The organism is Paracoccus sediminicola (assembly GCF_027912835.1).
GTDB lineage: Bacteria > Pseudomonadota > Alphaproteobacteria > Rhodobacterales > Rhodobacteraceae > Paracoccus > Paracoccus sediminicola.
The window spans coordinates 2,571,363-2,587,251 of the sequence record NZ_CP115768.1 but is presented as its reverse complement, the minus strand read 5'-3'; the positions used below and the strand labels follow the sequence as shown (position 1 = coordinate 2,587,251).

The window sequence follows — 15,889 nt, the reverse complement described above, 5'->3', positions numbered from 1 at the left end:
CCGCCTGCGCCGCAATCCTCCGTGATTGCGTCATGTTGGTGACAGCTTGGCCCCGGAAGGCTGGCGCCGCCGCAATTTTTCGCAGATGCTGGCCCTTGAGGGAGGCGTCATGAGCTACGATTTCATCATCGTCGGTGCCGGCAGCGCAGGCTGCGTGCTCGCCAACCGGCTTTCCGCCGATCCACGAATGAAGGTCCTCCTGCTGGAGGCCGGGGGCCGCGACAACTATCCCTGGATCCATATTCCGGTCGGCTATCTCTATTGCATCGGCAACCCACGAACCGACTGGTGCTATCGCACTGCTCCGCAACCCGGTCTCGACGGGAGAGAGCTGGTCTACCCGCGCGGCAAGGTTCTGGGAGGGTCCAGCTCCATCAACGGGATGCTGTATCTGCGCGGTCAGGCGCAGGATTATGACGGCTGGCGTCAGCTTGGCTGCGCCGGATGGGGGTGGGACGATGTACGGCCCTATTTCCTAAAATCCGAGGATTATGTCGACGGCGACAGCGACCACCATCGGGCTGGCGGCGAGTGGCGCGTCGAGCGGCAGCGACTGCGCTGGGATGTTCTTGACGATTTTGCCCGCGCCGCAGCGACGCTGGGCATACCGCAGGTCGACGAATTCAATGACGGGGTCGGCGAGGGCGTCGGTTACTTCAAGGTCAATCAGCGCTCCGGGCGCCGCGTCTCTGCTGCGGGAGCCTTTCTCCGACCGGCGCTGAAGCGACCCAACCTGCATCTGCGCACGAATGTTCATGTGCGGCGCGTGGTGATCGAGAATGGCCTCGCCACAGGGGTCGAGATCGAACAGGGCGACACACGAGAGACGGTCAGTGCGGCGCAGGTCGTCCTTAGCGCCGGGTCCATCGGCTCGCCCCAGATCCTTCAGCTTTCCGGGATCGGGCCAGCCGCGCTGCTGCGTGCGCATGGAATCGAGGTCATCCGTGACGCGCCGGTCGGCGAAAATCTTCAGGACCATCTCCAGATCCGCTGCGCCTATAAGGTCAGCGGCGCGATGACGCTGAACCAGATGGCGGGATCATTGTTCGGCAAGGCCAGGATCGCCGCCCAATACGCGCTGTTCCGCTCCGGCCCGATGAGCATGGCTCCGAGCCAGCTTGGGGCCTTTGCCCGCTCGCGGCCCGACATGGCGACCCCTGATCTTGAATATCATGTACAGCCCCTGTCTCTCGACGCATTCGGAGGGGATCTGCATGATTTCCCTGCGATTACCGCGTCGGTGGTGCCGCTGCGTCCCGAAAGCCGGGGCCATGTGCGGATCACCTCGCCGGACCCTTTGACGAAGCCCGAGATCTCGCCGAACTATCTTTCGACCGAGGCCGACCGGCTGACCGCTGCCGACGCGATCAGGCTGACACGAAGGATCATGAAGGCCGAACCGATGGCGCGATACCGGCCCGATGAATTCAAACCCGGCCCGACCGGCGATAGCGATGCGGCGCTGGCCGATGCCGCGGGGCGTATAGGCTCCACCATCTTTCATCCGGTGGGCACGGCGCGGATGGGCGCCGATCCAGAATCCGTGCTCGATCCCGCGCTGCGTGTCAGAGGCCTATCGGGGCTTCGTGTGGTCGATGCGTCGATCATGCCCCGCATCGTGTCGGGCAATACGAACTCACCGACGATCATGATCGCCGAGAAGGCGGCAGACATGATGCTCCGAGAAATGCGCGGCATTTGATCCGTTAACTTGGATTTTGTCGGGAAGCGGCGATGCTTCAGTCTGGGTGGACCGGATTGACGGGGGTGGCACATGGCCACGAAGAACAGCAACGCGCCGATCATCATCAAGCGCATCACCGCCGCGCCAGAGGGCGGGCATCACGGCGGGGCGTGGAAGGTGGCCTATGCGGATTTCGTTACCGCGATGATGGCATTTTTCCTGCTGATGTGGCTGCTGAATGCCACAACGGAAAAGCAGCGTCAGGGTCTCGCCGATTATTTCAGCCCGACCGTCGTGCGCACCGCCTCCGGAACCGGCGGTGAGGGCGAAACTCGGGGTGACGCAAAGGGCGCCTCGCTTCCCGCCGAAGATCGAAGCGATCCGGTCGAGGTGCTGAAGCGTCATATTCAGGACGAACTCGAAGGTCTCGGCGGGGAATCGATGCAGATGAAGAACCTGTTGCGCCATGTGGTGACGCGCGTCACCGATGAGGGGCTCGTGATCGAACTTGGCGACCTTGCCGATGCTCCCCTTTTCGAGGCCGAGACCGCGCAACCTACCCTAATCTTGCGCGAATTGTCCCGAGTCATCGCTCGCGTCCTGTCGCGCACCACGAACCAGATCGCAATCGCCGGTCACGTTCGCTCTTATCCTGCGGTGCTTGCGCAGTCGCCGGTCTGGAACCTGTCGAACAAGCGTGCGGATGAATTGCGCGTTCTTCTGGAACAGGCGCGGTTCCCCGATCAGAGGGTGCAGCGCGTGACAGGTCATGCGGACCGAATGGCCACGCCCGCGAATCCGGCGGCCGTTTCGAACAACCGGCTTGAAGTGATTTTACTCAATTAATGGGGCCGCCCTGATGGGGATTAGGCCGATCTTAAACTTTCTGGCGCAATCTGCGCTCGACACAGCAGTAAAAGGGTCATCGAATGTCGATCTCGTCTTCCCTCAACGCAGGCGTGGCTGGCCTCGCGGCGAATGCCACGCGGCTGGCGACCATCTCGGACAATATCTCGAACTCTGGCACGTTCGGCTATAAACGGGTAATCGCGGATTTCGAGGGGATGGTTATCAATCAGGCGCGCGGCGCCGGTGTCTATTCTGCCGGTGGTGTGCGCGCCTCGACGACCAGGCTGATCGACCAGCGCGGCACGCTTGTGCCGACCTCCAACCCCACCGATCTGGCGATCTCGGGCCGCGGTATGCTGCCGGTGATGCCTTCGGTCTCTCTCGGCAACCAGTTCGGCGATAAACCGATGATGATGACCACGACCGGGTCGTTCCGCACCGACGCCGAGGGGGTGCTGCGCACAGAATCGGGTCTGGTTCTTCTCGGCTGGCCGGCCAACGCCGATGGCACCATCCCTTTGATGCCGCGTGACACGATGGGCGGGCTGGAACCCGTGGTCATCAACGCCAATCAGACCGCTGGAGACCCGACAACGAAGATGTCCTTGGGCATCAACCTGCCGGCAACCCGGACCGAGGCTGGGGGCAATACTGATGCACTCACTTCCAAGATCGAGTATTTCGGAAATCTCGGCACGTCAGAGGCGCTGAGTGTCAGCTTCGTCCCCGGCACAACGCACAGCTCCGGCATGTCGAATACATGGACAATGCAGCTGCGCGACTCCGCCTCTGTGGATGATCCCACGACCACCGCGGACGAAACGGTGATTGCAACGCTGAAATTGATCTTCTCGAATGATCAGACCAAAGGTGGCACGCTGGCACAGGTTCAAAACGATGCTGGCGCAGCCCATCCGGATTACGATCCGGCCACCGGCACTCTTGCCCTGACAGTTGGCAAGACGGCGAGCTATCCGGGCGACGCGATGACAGTGACCATCGGCAAACTTGGCGACCCGAACGGGCTCACGCAGCTGGGCGATAAGTTCGCGCCAACGAACATCGCAAAGGATGGCTCGCCAGTTGGAAACCTGACCGCGGTAGAGGTGGACGAGAACGGCTATATCCGGGCAACCTATGACACCGGGTTCATTCGGACCATCTATCAGATCCCGCTGGTGGATGTGCCCAACCCTAATGGTTTGATATCACTGAATAATCAAACCTATCAGGTATCGCCCGACTCCGGATCGTTTTTCTTGTGGGACGCCGGTGACGGGCCGACCGGCGCTGTTGTCGGCTATGCCAGGGAAGGGTCGACCACCGACGTGGCGGCGGAGCTCACCGACCTGATTCAGACGCAGCGGGCCTATTCGTCCAATGCGAAAGTCATCCAGACGGTGGACGAGATGCTTCAGGAAACCACGAATATCAAACGCTGAGGATGACCGGGGATGAGCACAGCTAACGCCCTCAACAACGCCATTAGCGGTCTGCGCGCTGCCGCGCGCGGCACCGAGGTTATCTCATCCAACCTCGCGAACGCGCTCACACCGGGTTATGCGCGCCGCGAGGTCGAGCTGTCGCCGAGGATCTTGGCGAATGACGGCGGCGGGGTTCACGTCACCGGTGTGAAGCGCATCGTTTCCGAAGCTGTGCTTTCTGATTTCCGAATGGCAAGCTCCAACCTCGCAAAGTCGAACGTGCGACACGAATTCTACGCTACGCTCGAGGCCTCGATCGGCATGCCTCAGAATGACGACTCACTGACGGCGAGGGTGACCGCGCTGCAAACGGCGTTGGTCTCCGCCGCCAGCCGACCGGAAGGCGCAATTCGTCTTCGCGGGATTTTCGAGGCTGCGTCAGATCTCGTCGGCAAAATCAACGCGATCAGCGACAGCATACAGAGTGCCAGGACAAATGCTGATCGTCTGATAGCGAAGCACGTTAAATCTCTCGATCAAAACCTCAATGAGGTTGCAAAACTCAACCGTCACATCATTGTCGAGCGCGCGAATGGTCGGGATGCCTCTTCTCTGATGGATGCAAGGCAGAGCGTCATTGACCAAATCGCCAAGATCGTCCCGATACGAGAGATGCAGCGCGATAATGGCCGTGTCTCGCTGTTCACCGCCGGCGGAATGGTGCTGCTAGATGGAAAATCACCAGTCAAGATTGAGTTCAATCCCACAGGTCGCATCACGCCCGACATCAACGAACACTCAGCTCAGCTGGGACAGATCCTGATAGATGGAGAGGCGTCATCTAACGTCAAGCTGAGCCTCATCTCGGGCGGCGCTCTTTCTGAACTTTTTGAGCTACGCGATAATTACGCCGTAAAGGCCCAGGCCTCTGTTGATGCTTTGGCACGTGAACTGCACGACCGCTTTGCGTACGGTGGTCCAGATTCCACGATCCCACCTTCCGGTTCGGGCCTGTTCACAGACGGGAATCTTTCCTTCGACCCGTCAAATGAGCGTGGCCTTTCTGCTCGACTGAAGGTGAATAGCTCCGTGGACGAACGCAGCGGCGGAGAGCTTTGGCGTATTCAGCACGGGGTGTATGCATCGGACAGGGGGGACGCCGGAGATGCGCGCCTGATCCAATCTCTCGCCGATCGGCTGACTGAAATACAGCCGTTTGCATCCGCGTCCCTGGCCAATCTTCAAGGCGACATCACTACGGTCGCCGGCGACATTCTCTCAGCGACCGCCACCGAGAGACTGTCTGCCGAGCGAGAGATGACACATGATCAGACCTTTAAAACCACGCTGCAGGACACTCTCCATGCCGACGCCGTCGACAGTGACGCGGAAATGGAACGGCTTCTTCAACTAGAACAGGCCTACGCTGCCAATGCAAAGGTAATCCAGGCCATCGATGAGATGCTGAAGAACATTCTGAGGATTTGAAAATGAAAGCTGTATCAGTAGGAGATCTTTCAAGATTTTCCGGTATGAGAGCGGCAAATGCCGGATTGCGAAAGGATATTCAACGCTTGTCGAAAGAGGTCACGACAGGCGTTCGTACGGACCTGCCCAAACATCTCGGAGGCGAGCTTTCTCAGCTAGTGCGCATCGAAACAGAGCTTCGGGCTGCCGATACCTACCGCGTCGTTCAAACCGAGGCAGGGTCAATCGCCAATGCAATGCAGGCGTCATTTTCCACCCTGCAGGAGATCGCAGAGGAGATGGCAACAACGACATTATCAGCCAATTCGCTGGCGACAGGTTACAGCCTCAAGATGGCTGCGCGCGATGCGAAGGCGCAGCTCGAGCGGGTGGTCGATGCGCTAAATATCACGGTTGGCGGGCGTTTCCTGTTTTCCGGATCAAAGGTCTCGACACCGAGCCTGGCTTCTGCGGAAGAGTTGATATTGCAAGCAGAGGAGGCCTTGAAAGGCTCTGGAAGTGCGGCAGAGGCGCTTCAGCGACTGCAGAACTGGATCGATGCGGAACCGGGTTCGGGGGGATTCACCGATCGGGCCTATCAGGGTTCCGGGTCGCCCTCTTCCAGCTTCAATATTTCAGGCTCAACAACTGTTAGCTTTACGCAGACTGCTCAACACCCAGCCATCCGAAAGGTTCTATCGGGCCTGCTTATCGGGGCGGTGGTTGACGGGGGGCTTTTCGAGAATAATTTCACAGAGCAGTCGAGCCTAATGAAGTCAGCGGGCGACCTGCTACTAGAGGGCGATACGCTTTTAGGCCTTGCACGTGCCGAGATCGGAGCGGATCAGGCGAAGATCGAGGCGTCAACGGCGGAGCTTTCTGCGAAGGTCACCAATCTCGGATTGCAGAGATCTCGCTTAATCGGGGCCGACAGCTATGAATCCGGAAGTCAGCTGGTCCAGGCCCAATCGCAGTTGGAGGCGCTATTATCTCTTACTGCGCGCCTTTCTAGGTTGAGCTTGGCGAATTACCTGTGAAATATCTGCTCTCATTCCTGCTCGTGTCGTTCTTCTCGCTCACCACCGCGTGCGCGGCAAGCGTGAGGCTGAAAGACGTCGTCGGATTTGACGGCGTCCGCGGCAATGATCTGGTTGGCTATGGGCTTGTGGTCGGCTTGAACGGCACCGGCGATAGCCTTCGAAATGCGCCTTACACCGAAGACATGATGGTAACTTTGCTCGAGCGGTTAGGTGTTAATGTCAGCTCTGATCAGTTTCGTCCTAAGAACGTTGCCGCGGTGATGGTAACGGCGGTCCTACCGCCATTTTCCAGGGCCGGCAGTCAGCTGGATGTGACGGTCTCCGCCATCGGCGACGCCAAGAGCCTGATGGGAGGTATGCTCATTATGACGCCGCTGAGCGCGGCGGATGGCGATGTCTATGCTGTAGCGCAGGGGTCGGTGATAGCGGGCGGCGTCTCGGCACAAGGGGAAATGCCTCTGTCGTGCAGGGGGTGCCCACATCTGGATCGATACCTTCCGGCGCGCGGGTGGAGCGAGAGGTGGACTTCGATTTTTCGACGCTGCGCAACATTCGTCTCGCCTTGAAGCAGCCCGATTTCACCACCGCGTCACGGATCGAGCGCGCGGTTAATAGCAGCGGCGTCGGCCGCATTGCACAGATGGTCGACGCAGGGACCGTGACGTTGGATCTTTCGGATCTCTCCGGCGCCAACCCCGCGCGTATCCTTAGCCAGATCGAAAATCTGCAGGTCGAGACCGAAGGCAGGGCGCGGGTCGTGGTCGACCATCGTTCCGGCACGATCGTCATGGGCGAGGATGTGCGCGTGTCACATGTCGCCGTGTCGCAAGGAAACCTCACGCTGCGTGTCCAGGAAACGCCCCTGATTTCGCAGCCGAATCCTTTTGCGCGTGGTGAAACTGTGGTTGTGCCAGATAGCGAAGCCGAGATCACCGAAGAGGCTGGGATCGGGTTCGCCGAGGTGCAAAGCAGCTCATCACTGTCTGACGTGGTCGCCGGGCTCAACTCGCTCGGCGTGTCGCCACGCGACCTTATCGATATTCTGAAGGCGATACATTCGGCCGGCGCCCTTCATGCCGAACTGATTGTGAACTGAGCCGGCGATGGAGGCATTGCGATCAGATAAGGAGGCGCGATTTCCTTCGAGGCGCGGTCGGTGTTGCGATGGCGGATGCGGCAGTGGAGCCTGACGCGGCTGCGTGGGTACCCCGAGTGCCGCGGAGCTCAGATTCTTCCCGTTCAGGCAGCACTGCGGAAAATCTACATCGTGACGTTCAGCGCGCCACCATCGAGCAAAAGGTTCTGACCGACAATGAATTTGGCCTGGTCACTGCACAGAAAGGCGCAGGCCGCGCCGAAGTCGCTCGCCTCGCCATAAGCACGGGTTGGGATGCTGGCTTGGCGGCGGGCTCGGGCCTCTTCGATGGTGATCCCTTCGGCCTTGGCGACCCCGCCGTCAAGACCATCGGCTCGGTCGGTGGCGTGGATCCCGGGCAGGAGGTTGTTAACGTTGACGCCGTGCCGCGCCACGTCACGGGACATGCCGGCTACGAAGCCGGTCAGGCCGGCGCGGGCGGTGTTGGACAAGCCCAATACGGGAATAGGCGAACGAACCGATTGCGAGGTGATGTTCACGACGCGACCCCAACCACGTTCGATCATGCCGGGAACGGCTACCTGTATCAGTGCGATCGCACTGAGCATATTGGCGTCGATCGCCTTGATGAAGTCGTCGCGGGACCAGTCCTGCCAATGACCTGCCGGCGGCCCGCCGGCATTCGTCACCAGAATGTCAATCTCTCCGGCGACTTTCAGCACCTTGGCCCGGCCGGCGTCCGAGGTGATGTCTGCGGCGACAGCCTCGACCTGCACACCGTGCCTTGCGGCGATCTCGCTGGCGGTGTCGCGCAATGCCTGCTCGCCGCGGGCGTTTATGACAAGGTCAACGCCTTCGGCGGCGAGCGCTTCTGCACAGCCTTTCCCGAGCCCCTTTGAGGCCGCACAGACGAGTGCTCGCTTACCCTTGATGCCGAGATCCATAGCTATCCTCCTTTTTCGGATCACAGGGAAGCGCGGTCTTGCCGTTTTGTCCAGAGGCCTTCATTCGCGCGGAACCGCCACTGCGCCCCACGAGTTTTCGGTCGGGTGCGTCTTGGCACATATATTCCGCATGTGCGCCCCCGCATCCGAAAACGCGAAAGGGATTCCAATGTCTGATCTGCTTGTGATCGCATTCAACGACGAGACATCCGGCTTTGAGCTGCGGGCCGAGCTGGTGAAGCTACAGAGCGAGTATCTCATCAAGCTGGAGGATGCGGTCGTTGTGACCCGGCCAGCTGCTGACGATATCCAGCTTCATCAGACCCTGAACCTGACCGCTGCCGGGGCGGTTGGCGGGACGTTCTGGGGGACATTGGTGGGGCTTTTGTTCCTAAATCCGCTGGTCGGCGCGGCTGTCGGTGCCGGATCCGGGGCGCTGGCAGGCTATCTGACGGATTACGGGATCAATGACGATTTCATGCGCGAAGTGGGCAATAAGGTCACGCCAGGCGGGTCGGCGGTGTTTCTGCTCGTGCGTGAGATGACCGGGGACAAGGTGCTGGACCGGATCTCGGATTTCCATTCGCGCGGGCGGGTGATCCAGACTTCGCTCTCAAATGAGGATGAAGAAAAACTGCGTGAGGCGTTGGCCGGCACTCAATCGCCGCTCGTGCCCGAGGATGCGAAGGGCGCGGTGACGAAGTAGGCGCGAGATCGGGCGGCTCGACTTGACGTGGGGTGCGCGCGCGTGACACTTCGCGCCCATGCGCCGACCGATTACCGACGACCCCATTTTTGAAGAGCAGCCGCCGAAGCAGGCCTCTCGGCGACGCTTTTCGCTCTCGGGTTGGCTGCTCGGCTGGCTGCGCTGGCTTTTGCTTCGAGCGCTGCTCGTGGCATTTATTGCGGTGCTGATCTTCGCGATCTTCAATCCGCCAACCACTTGGACCATCGTTGAAAGCGCCAGGACCTACCCGATTGCCGAGCGGAAGTGGACAACTGCCGAACAGATCGCGCCGGTCATGCTGCGATCCGTCGTGGCCGCAGAGGACGCAAATTTCTGTCGTCACTGGGGGTTCGACATGAATGAGATCCGCCGGGTTGTGGCCTCGGGTCAGCGTGGCGGGGCCTCGACGCTGACTCAGCAGGCGGTCAAGAATGTCTATCTCTGGCAGGGCCGAAGCTGGACGCGGAAGGTCATTGAGGCTGTGATGACCCCGATGGTCGAGGCTGTGTGGACCAAGCGGCGGATCCTTGAGGTCTATCTGAACGTCGCGGAGTTCGGGCCGGGCATCTTCGGCATCCATGCTGCGGCTTCCCATCATTTTGGCACCACTCCCGACCGGCTGACCGCCGTGCAGGCCGCTCGGCTGGCTGCTGTGCTGCCAGCGCCGAAGCAGCGCGGGACGGCTGCGCCGTCAAGACGCTCGCGCGCGATTGCCGATGGTGCGGCAACCATCGCGAAGGACGGGCGCGATCGCTGCTTCCTGTACTGAGTAACGCTGCCCGGCCGCGCCCCCCACCCCGCATTCCCTAGACCTTGACGCGCCTGCCCGGAAACCGGCCTCAGTCCGGCTTGACGGCTTTGAGTTCCGGTGCAACCGTAACCGCCGGATCTTGGGGTGGCCGGGAGGGCCGTCCCACCAGGGAGGGAAAAATGAAAAATTTCATGTCTGTGCCGCTGCTCGGGGTAATGGCGTTCGGTTCGGCTGCGCTAGCCGAGGGGCCGGTCGATGTCAGCAACGTCAATAGCGAGCTGATCGAGACCGCCGAGGACACCGAATACACCATCGCCACGGTCGTGAAGGTCGACGGTATCGCCTGGTTCGACCGGATGCGCGAGGGTGTCGAACAGTTTGCCGAGGATACCGGGCACGACACCTATATGGTCGGCCCGTCTCAGGCCGATGCCGCGGCGCAGGTGCAGATGATCGAAAACCTGATCGCGCAGGGCGTGGACGCGATCACTGTGGTCCCGTTCAGCGTCGAGGCGGTCGAGCCGGTGCTGAAAAAGGCCCGCGACCAGGGCATCGTGGTCATCAGCCATGAAGCGTCGAACATCCAGAATGCCGATTATGACATCGAAGCATTCGACAATTTCGCCTATGGCCAGAACCTCATGAAGGTGCTGGGCGAGGCGATGGGCGGCGAAGGAAAATATGTCGCCACGGTCGGCAGCCTGACCTCGAAAAGCCAGATGGAGTGGATCGACGGCGCCGTGGCCTATCAGGAAGAGAATTTCCCCGACATGACGCTCGCGATGGACCGGCTGGAGACCTATGACGACGCCAATCAGGATTACACCAAGCTGAAAGAGGCGTTCACCGCTCAATCCGACATCACCGGGATTGTCGGCGGCCCAATGCCGACCTCGGCCGGGGCCGGGCGGATGATCACCGAATCAGGTCTGGAGGGGCAGGTGCATTTCGCGGGCACCGGGCTGGTCTCTGTCGCGGGCGAATATCTGGAGAACGGTGCGGTCGAGTATATCCAGTTCTGGGATCCCGCCGTTGCCGGCTATGCGATGAACATGCTGGCCGTCGCTGCGCTGGAGGGGCGTCAGGATCAGATCCAGGCCGGGCTGAACCTGGGGCTCGAGGGCTACGAGGATCTGACCGCCCCCGATGAGAGCGCGCCGCACAAGCTTTATGGTGCAGGCTGGGTCGGTGTGACCTCCGAGAATATGGGCGAGTACGATTTCTGAGCCGATCCGCCGCACTGCCGGGGCGACACGTCCGCCCCGGCCTTCGTTTTCTGCTTCCAACCCGGTATGATGAACGCAGACCGTCACACCCCCCTTATCGAGATGCGCGGCATCTCCAAGCATTTCGGCGGCGTCACCGCGCTGGATGAGGTATCGCTGTCGATCATGCCGGGCGAGATCCACTGCCTGGCCGGTGAAAACGGATCGGGGAAATCGACGATCATCAAGATCATTTCGGGGGTCTATCAGCCCGACGGCGGAGAGATCCTGATCGACGGCAAAGCTGCGGGCGTGCTCGACCCGGTCCGGTCAACCGCTGCCGGAATACAGGTGATCTATCAGGATTTCTCGCTGTTTCCGACGCTGAGCCTGCGCGAGAATCTGACGCTGAATTCGTTTCTTCATGAAGGGGCGCGGATCGTGGATCGCAAGCGCGCGCAGCAGATGTCGCAGGCAGTCCTACGCAGGCTGGATGTCGATCTGCCGCTGGATGCTGCCGTCGAGACGCTGCCGACTTCCGGGCGGCAGCTTGTCGCGATCGCCCGCGCCGTGCTCGCCGATGCGCGTCTTATCATCATGGACGAGCCGACCACCGCGCTGACCGGGCGCGAGGTCGAACGGCTGTTCCGAATCACGCGCGAGCTGCAATCGCAGGGGATCGCGATCCTGTTCGTGAGCCACAAGATGCGCGAGATGCTGGACCTTTCCGAACGGCTGACTGTGCTTCGCAACGGGCAGAAGGTGGCCGAGGGGCCGATTGCCGATTTTGACGAGGTGGCGATCACCCATGCCATGACCGGGCGCGCGCTGGAGAGCGGGCGTTACGATGCCCCGGCCGCGACGGGGACACCCCGGCTTGAATTTCAGGATGTCAGCGTCCGCGACCATCTGCGTAGCGTCTCGCTGCGCCTGCATCCCGGCGAGGTGGTCGGCGTCAGCGGGCTGATCGGATCTGGCCGGACCGAGCTGGCCCTGGCCGCTTTTGGCATGCTGCCGCCCGAGAGCGGAGAGATCCGTATCGACGGCCAGCCCGTGGCGCTGAACTCGGTGCAGGATGCGGTCAACGCCGGGATCGCCTATGTGCCCGAGGACCGATTGTCCGAAGGGCTTTTTCTAAGCCGTTCGATCCGCGACAACGCGATTGTCTCGTCGCTGCGGCGCTTCGCGCCCGGTCTGTGGCTGAACCGCAAGGCAGCGCAAGAGGCGACGCGGGAAATGTTCGACCGCATGACCATCGCCGCGCCCTCGCCGGATGCTGCGGTCGGCACGCTCTCCGGCGGTAATCAGCAGCGCGTGATGATCGGGCGCTGGCTTATGACCGGGGCGAAGGTATTGATCCTTAACGGGCCCACGGTCGGGGTCGATGTCGGCTCCAAGGCGACAATTCACGAGATCATTCACCAACTCGCGCGAGATGAAGGGATCGCCGTGCTGATGATCTCGGATGATGTGCCCGAGCTGGTCGCCAACTGCAATCGCGTCGTGACCATGGCCGGCGGCCGCATCACAGGCGAGCTTGGCGGCGCGGAACTGACCGAGGACGCGCTGAACGAAACCCTGCGCCTGAATGTCGAGGAGCCCGCATGAGCCAGCGCAACCCGGCATGGTGGAAAAGCACCGAGGCGATGGTCGCGGGCATCCTGTTGATCGCAATGGTGCTGATCGGTCTGGTGAATCCGGCCTTCTGGTCGTTGGACAACCTGTTCAGCCTCGCACGCTCGAATGTGGTGATCGGGATCATGGCGCTTGGTGTGCTTCTGATCATGATCTCGGGCGGTATCGATGTCAGTTTCCCGGCCTTTGCCGTGGCCGCGATGTATCTGGTGGTGCGGGCAATGGTCGATTACGAGCTGGAGGGCATCGTCTGGCCGTTTCTCGCCGCCACGCTGATCGGGGCAGCGCTCGGGCTTGTGAATGCCGGGCTTGTTCACAAGCTGAATATGATCCCCTTGATCGTGACGCTTGGGACGGCGGCCATGGCACGAGGGCTGCTGAACGGCGTTGTGGGCACCTCGAACGTCAATATCAACAAATTTCCCGACTCTCTGATCGAGGTCGGAAAGGCCGATCTGGTCACGCTGACAAACGCAAAAGGTGGCACATTCGGCCTGACGGCGACGGTGCTGGTCTATCTGGGCCTGGCATTGATGGTGCATCTGGTGCTGTCGCGCACCATGATCGGACGCTCGGTCTATGCTTACGGCGCCTCTCCCGAGGCGGCCAAACGCGTTGGTTTTCGCACCGGGCGGACGCTGATCTTTGCCTATGTCACCGCCGGAGCGCTGGCCGGGTTCGCCGGGCTCCTGCACAGTTCCATGATCTGGATGGCCAATCCGCGCGATTTCGTCGGCTGGGAGCTGGACGTGATCGCCGCTGTCGTGCTCGGTGGGGCGTCGATCTTTGGCGGGCGCGGCTCGGTGCTGGGGACCATGCTGGGGGTTTTCATTCTGGTGATGATCAAGAACTCGCTGATCCTGATGGGCATCGACACGACCTGGCAGCGAGTCGTTGTCGGGCTGATGCTGATCGCGGCAGTGGCGCTGACCGCTCTGCGCGACAGGAAGGCCATTGTGTGAGGAGCCGAGGATGAGCGCAACCGATAACAGCTCCTCGACCCGCTCGCTGACCGCGCGGCTCAGCGCCGCCGCCGGGGGCGCCACGAATATGCAGCTTCTGCTGGTCTGTTTCGTCGTGCTGATTTCCATGAGCCTTCTGAACCCGCGCTTCCTCAACCCCTATAACTTCGAGTCGATGGCATTCTTCCTGCCCGAGCTTGGCATCCTTTCCATCGCAGTGATGATTGCCATGCTGACCGGCGGGATCGATCTGTCCATTGTCGGCATCGCCAATCTTTCAGCGATAACGGCGGGTCTGTTCTTTCAGCGCATGGGCGGTCCCGAGGCCGGGATCGGCGTGGTGCTCATCGGGGTCGGGCTGGCGCTTTCGGTCGGGCTGATCGGAGGGGCGATCAACGGCCTGTTGATCTCGCGGCTTCGAATCACGCCGATCCTCGCGACGCTCGGGACCGGGCAGGTCTTTACCGGAATCGCGGTGGTGCTGACCGGCGGGCCAGCCATTGTCGGCTTTCCTGCCGCCTGGAATGCCATCGGCAATGCCAAGCTTGGGCCGGTGCCGGTGCCTTTCGTGATCTTTATTGCTGTCTGTCTCTGCGTCTGGTTGCTGCTGACCCGCGCCGCCTTCGGCTTGCAACTCATGCTGATCGGGACCAATCCGCGCGCAGCCGTTTTCGCCGGCATCAACCGGGCGCGGATGCTCATGTACAGCTATGCGCTGACCGGCCTTCTCTCGGCGATGGCGGGGATCATCCTGTCAGGGCGCACCAACGCGGCCAAATCGGATTACGGCGCATCTTACCTGTTGCAGGCGGTGCTGATTGCGGTGCTCGGCGGGACCAACCCGGCGGGAGGCCGCGGCAATGTTCTGGGCGTGGCGCTTGCGGTGATCTCGCTGGTGATGCTCTCATCGGGCTTCCAGATGATGCGCGTGTCAAATCATCTGATCGACTTCATCTGGGGTGCTTTCCTCATCGCGGTGCTGGCATTGAACCATCTTCTCAGCAATCGGAAGGGGGATTGAGATGATAGCGACGATCCCGCTTCATCCCGATCAGTTCACAGCCGCCCCGCGCGAGCTTGCACGGTTCGGCGGGCTGGATGCGATCGCGTTTCGCTATGCGACCGGAGTGGCCGCCCTGAGGCTGGCCAACGCACGCGGCATGGTCGAGATCCTGCCCTTCATGGGCCAGATCATCTGGCACGGCGAATTCGATGGTGTCCGGCTGGGCATGGAAAGCCAGTTCGATTCGCCCCGTGAAGCCGATAGCATCATCGGCACCTATGGTTGCCTTGGCTTTCATTCCGGCCTTTTGGCCAATGGCGTGCCGACCGCCCGTGACGACCACCCGGTACACGGCGAGTTCCCGGTCTGCGCCATGGATGAGGCCTGGCTGGAGGTTGGCAGCGACAACAACGGTGCCTTCATCCGGCTTTGCGGCGCGCGCAGCTATATCGCGGGATTCGGCCCGCATTACCGCGCCACCCCGTCAGTGACTCTTCATGAGACGGGCAGCATGATCGGCTGGACGATGCGCGTCGAAAATCGCTCTTCCTTTCCGATGCCGCTGCAATATATGGCGCATCTCAATCCGGCTTTCGTCGAGGGTGCCGAGATCTGCCAGCCGGCCCCGTTCACGCCCGACCGGACGCAGGTCCGCCAGGCTGTTCCCGCGCATGTGACGCCGAACCCGGATTATCTGGCTCTGATTGATCGGCTGGCACAGGACCCCTCCGCGATGCGCCGTCTCGGCCAGCCGGAATACGATCCCGAGCAGGTCTTTTATATCCGTGAACCTGCCATGGACGCGGACGGAATTGCTCATCTCATGCTGCGCCGGCCAGAGGGTGACGGCATCGCCGTCGCCTATCGCCCGGCGCAATTCCCGAAGCTGGTGCGGTGGATCCTCGCCAATGGTGACACCAGGGTGGCCGCCTTTGCCCTGCCCTCGACCTGCGAACCAGAGGGTCGCGCGGCCGAGCTGGAGAAGGGAAATGTCATCGAGCTGGCGCCGGGTGCTACGGCGGAGTTCGGTCTCAGCTTCGGTTATGTCGATACCCAGGAGGCCGAGGCGCTGGCATCGGCAATCGCGAAGATAGGAGGCTGA

13 protein-coding genes and 1 pseudogene are annotated in these 15,889 nt (G+C 61.4%); 13 read left to right on the top strand and 1 reads right to left on the bottom strand.

Going from position 1 to position 15,889, the window contains the following annotated elements; genetic code table 11:
• Positions 1-109 precede the first annotated feature (109 nt).
• From PAF18_RS12735 to PAF18_RS12710, 6 genes and pseudogenes are all read left to right on the top strand, one after another.
• A complete protein-coding gene (locus tag PAF18_RS12735; RefSeq protein WP_271116075.1) occupies positions 110-1,702 on the top strand; it encodes a GMC family oxidoreductase in 1,593 nt (530 codons plus the stop codon).
• 72 nt (positions 1,703-1,774) lie between these two features.
• Positions 1,775-2,530 (top strand): flagellar motor protein MotB, encoded by a 756-nt coding sequence (locus PAF18_RS12730; protein WP_271116074.1) that lies wholly within the window; start codon positions 1,775-1,777, stop codon positions 2,528-2,530.
• An 83-nt stretch (positions 2,531-2,613) separates the two neighbouring features.
• Complete coding sequence (locus PAF18_RS12725; RefSeq protein WP_271116073.1) at positions 2,614-3,975, top strand: flagellar hook protein FlgE; 1,362 nt, start codon at positions 2,614-2,616, stop codon at positions 3,973-3,975.
• A gap of 12 nt (positions 3,976-3,987) precedes the next feature.
• Positions 3,988-5,445, top strand: coding sequence for a flagellar hook-associated protein FlgK (gene flgK / locus PAF18_RS12720; RefSeq protein WP_271116072.1), 1,458 nt, complete (start codon positions 3,988-3,990; stop codon positions 5,443-5,445).
• Between the two features lie 2 nt (positions 5,446-5,447).
• Positions 5,448-6,461 (top strand): flagellin, encoded by a 1,014-nt coding sequence (locus PAF18_RS12715; protein WP_271118132.1) that lies wholly within the window; start codon positions 5,448-5,450, stop codon positions 6,459-6,461.
• A pseudogene (locus PAF18_RS12710) lies at positions 6,458-7,560 on the top strand (flagellar basal body P-ring protein FlgI). The gene PAF18_RS12715 and the pseudogene PAF18_RS12710 overlap by 4 nt, the downstream one beginning before the upstream one ends.
• Positions 7,561-7,724: 164 nt before the next feature.
• Here PAF18_RS12710 and PAF18_RS12705 read toward each other — a convergent pair.
• On the bottom strand, positions 7,725-8,504 hold the full coding sequence (locus tag PAF18_RS12705; RefSeq protein ID WP_271116071.1) for an SDR family oxidoreductase: 780 nt from the start codon (positions 8,502-8,504) through the stop codon (positions 7,725-7,727).
• Between the two features lie 169 nt (positions 8,505-8,673).
• Between PAF18_RS12705 and PAF18_RS12700 the strand changes: the two genes are divergently transcribed.
• The 7 genes from PAF18_RS12700 (at position 8,674) to PAF18_RS12670 (ending at position 15,889) form a co-directional block, all read left to right on the top strand.
• Complete coding sequence (locus PAF18_RS12700; RefSeq protein ID WP_271116070.1) at positions 8,674-9,210, top strand: DUF1269 domain-containing protein; 537 nt, start codon at positions 8,674-8,676, stop codon at positions 9,208-9,210.
• A 58-nt stretch (positions 9,211-9,268) separates the two neighbouring features.
• Positions 9,269-10,000, top strand: a complete 732-nt coding sequence (mtgA, locus tag PAF18_RS12695) for a monofunctional biosynthetic peptidoglycan transglycosylase (protein WP_271116069.1) — start codon at positions 9,269-9,271, stop codon at positions 9,998-10,000.
• A gap of 161 nt (positions 10,001-10,161) precedes the next feature.
• Positions 10,162-11,208, top strand: a complete 1,047-nt coding sequence (locus tag PAF18_RS12690) for an autoinducer 2 ABC transporter substrate-binding protein (protein ID WP_271116068.1) — start codon at positions 10,162-10,164, stop codon at positions 11,206-11,208.
• 66 nt (positions 11,209-11,274) lie between these two features.
• Positions 11,275-12,795, top strand: coding sequence for a sugar ABC transporter ATP-binding protein (locus tag PAF18_RS12685; protein ID WP_271116067.1), 1,521 nt, complete (start codon positions 11,275-11,277; stop codon positions 12,793-12,795).
• Positions 12,792-13,784, top strand: coding sequence for an ABC transporter permease (locus tag PAF18_RS12680; RefSeq protein ID WP_271116066.1), 993 nt, complete (start codon positions 12,792-12,794; stop codon positions 13,782-13,784). The genes PAF18_RS12685 and PAF18_RS12680 overlap by 4 nt, the downstream gene beginning before the upstream one ends.
• A 10-nt stretch (positions 13,785-13,794) precedes the next feature.
• Positions 13,795-14,805 (top strand): ABC transporter permease, encoded by a 1,011-nt coding sequence (locus tag PAF18_RS12675; protein ID WP_271116065.1) that lies wholly within the window; start codon positions 13,795-13,797, stop codon positions 14,803-14,805.
• Between the two features lies 1 nt (position 14,806).
• Entirely contained in the window at positions 14,807-15,889 is a 1,083-nt protein-coding gene (locus tag PAF18_RS12670; protein WP_271116064.1) for a DUF4432 family protein, read from the top strand.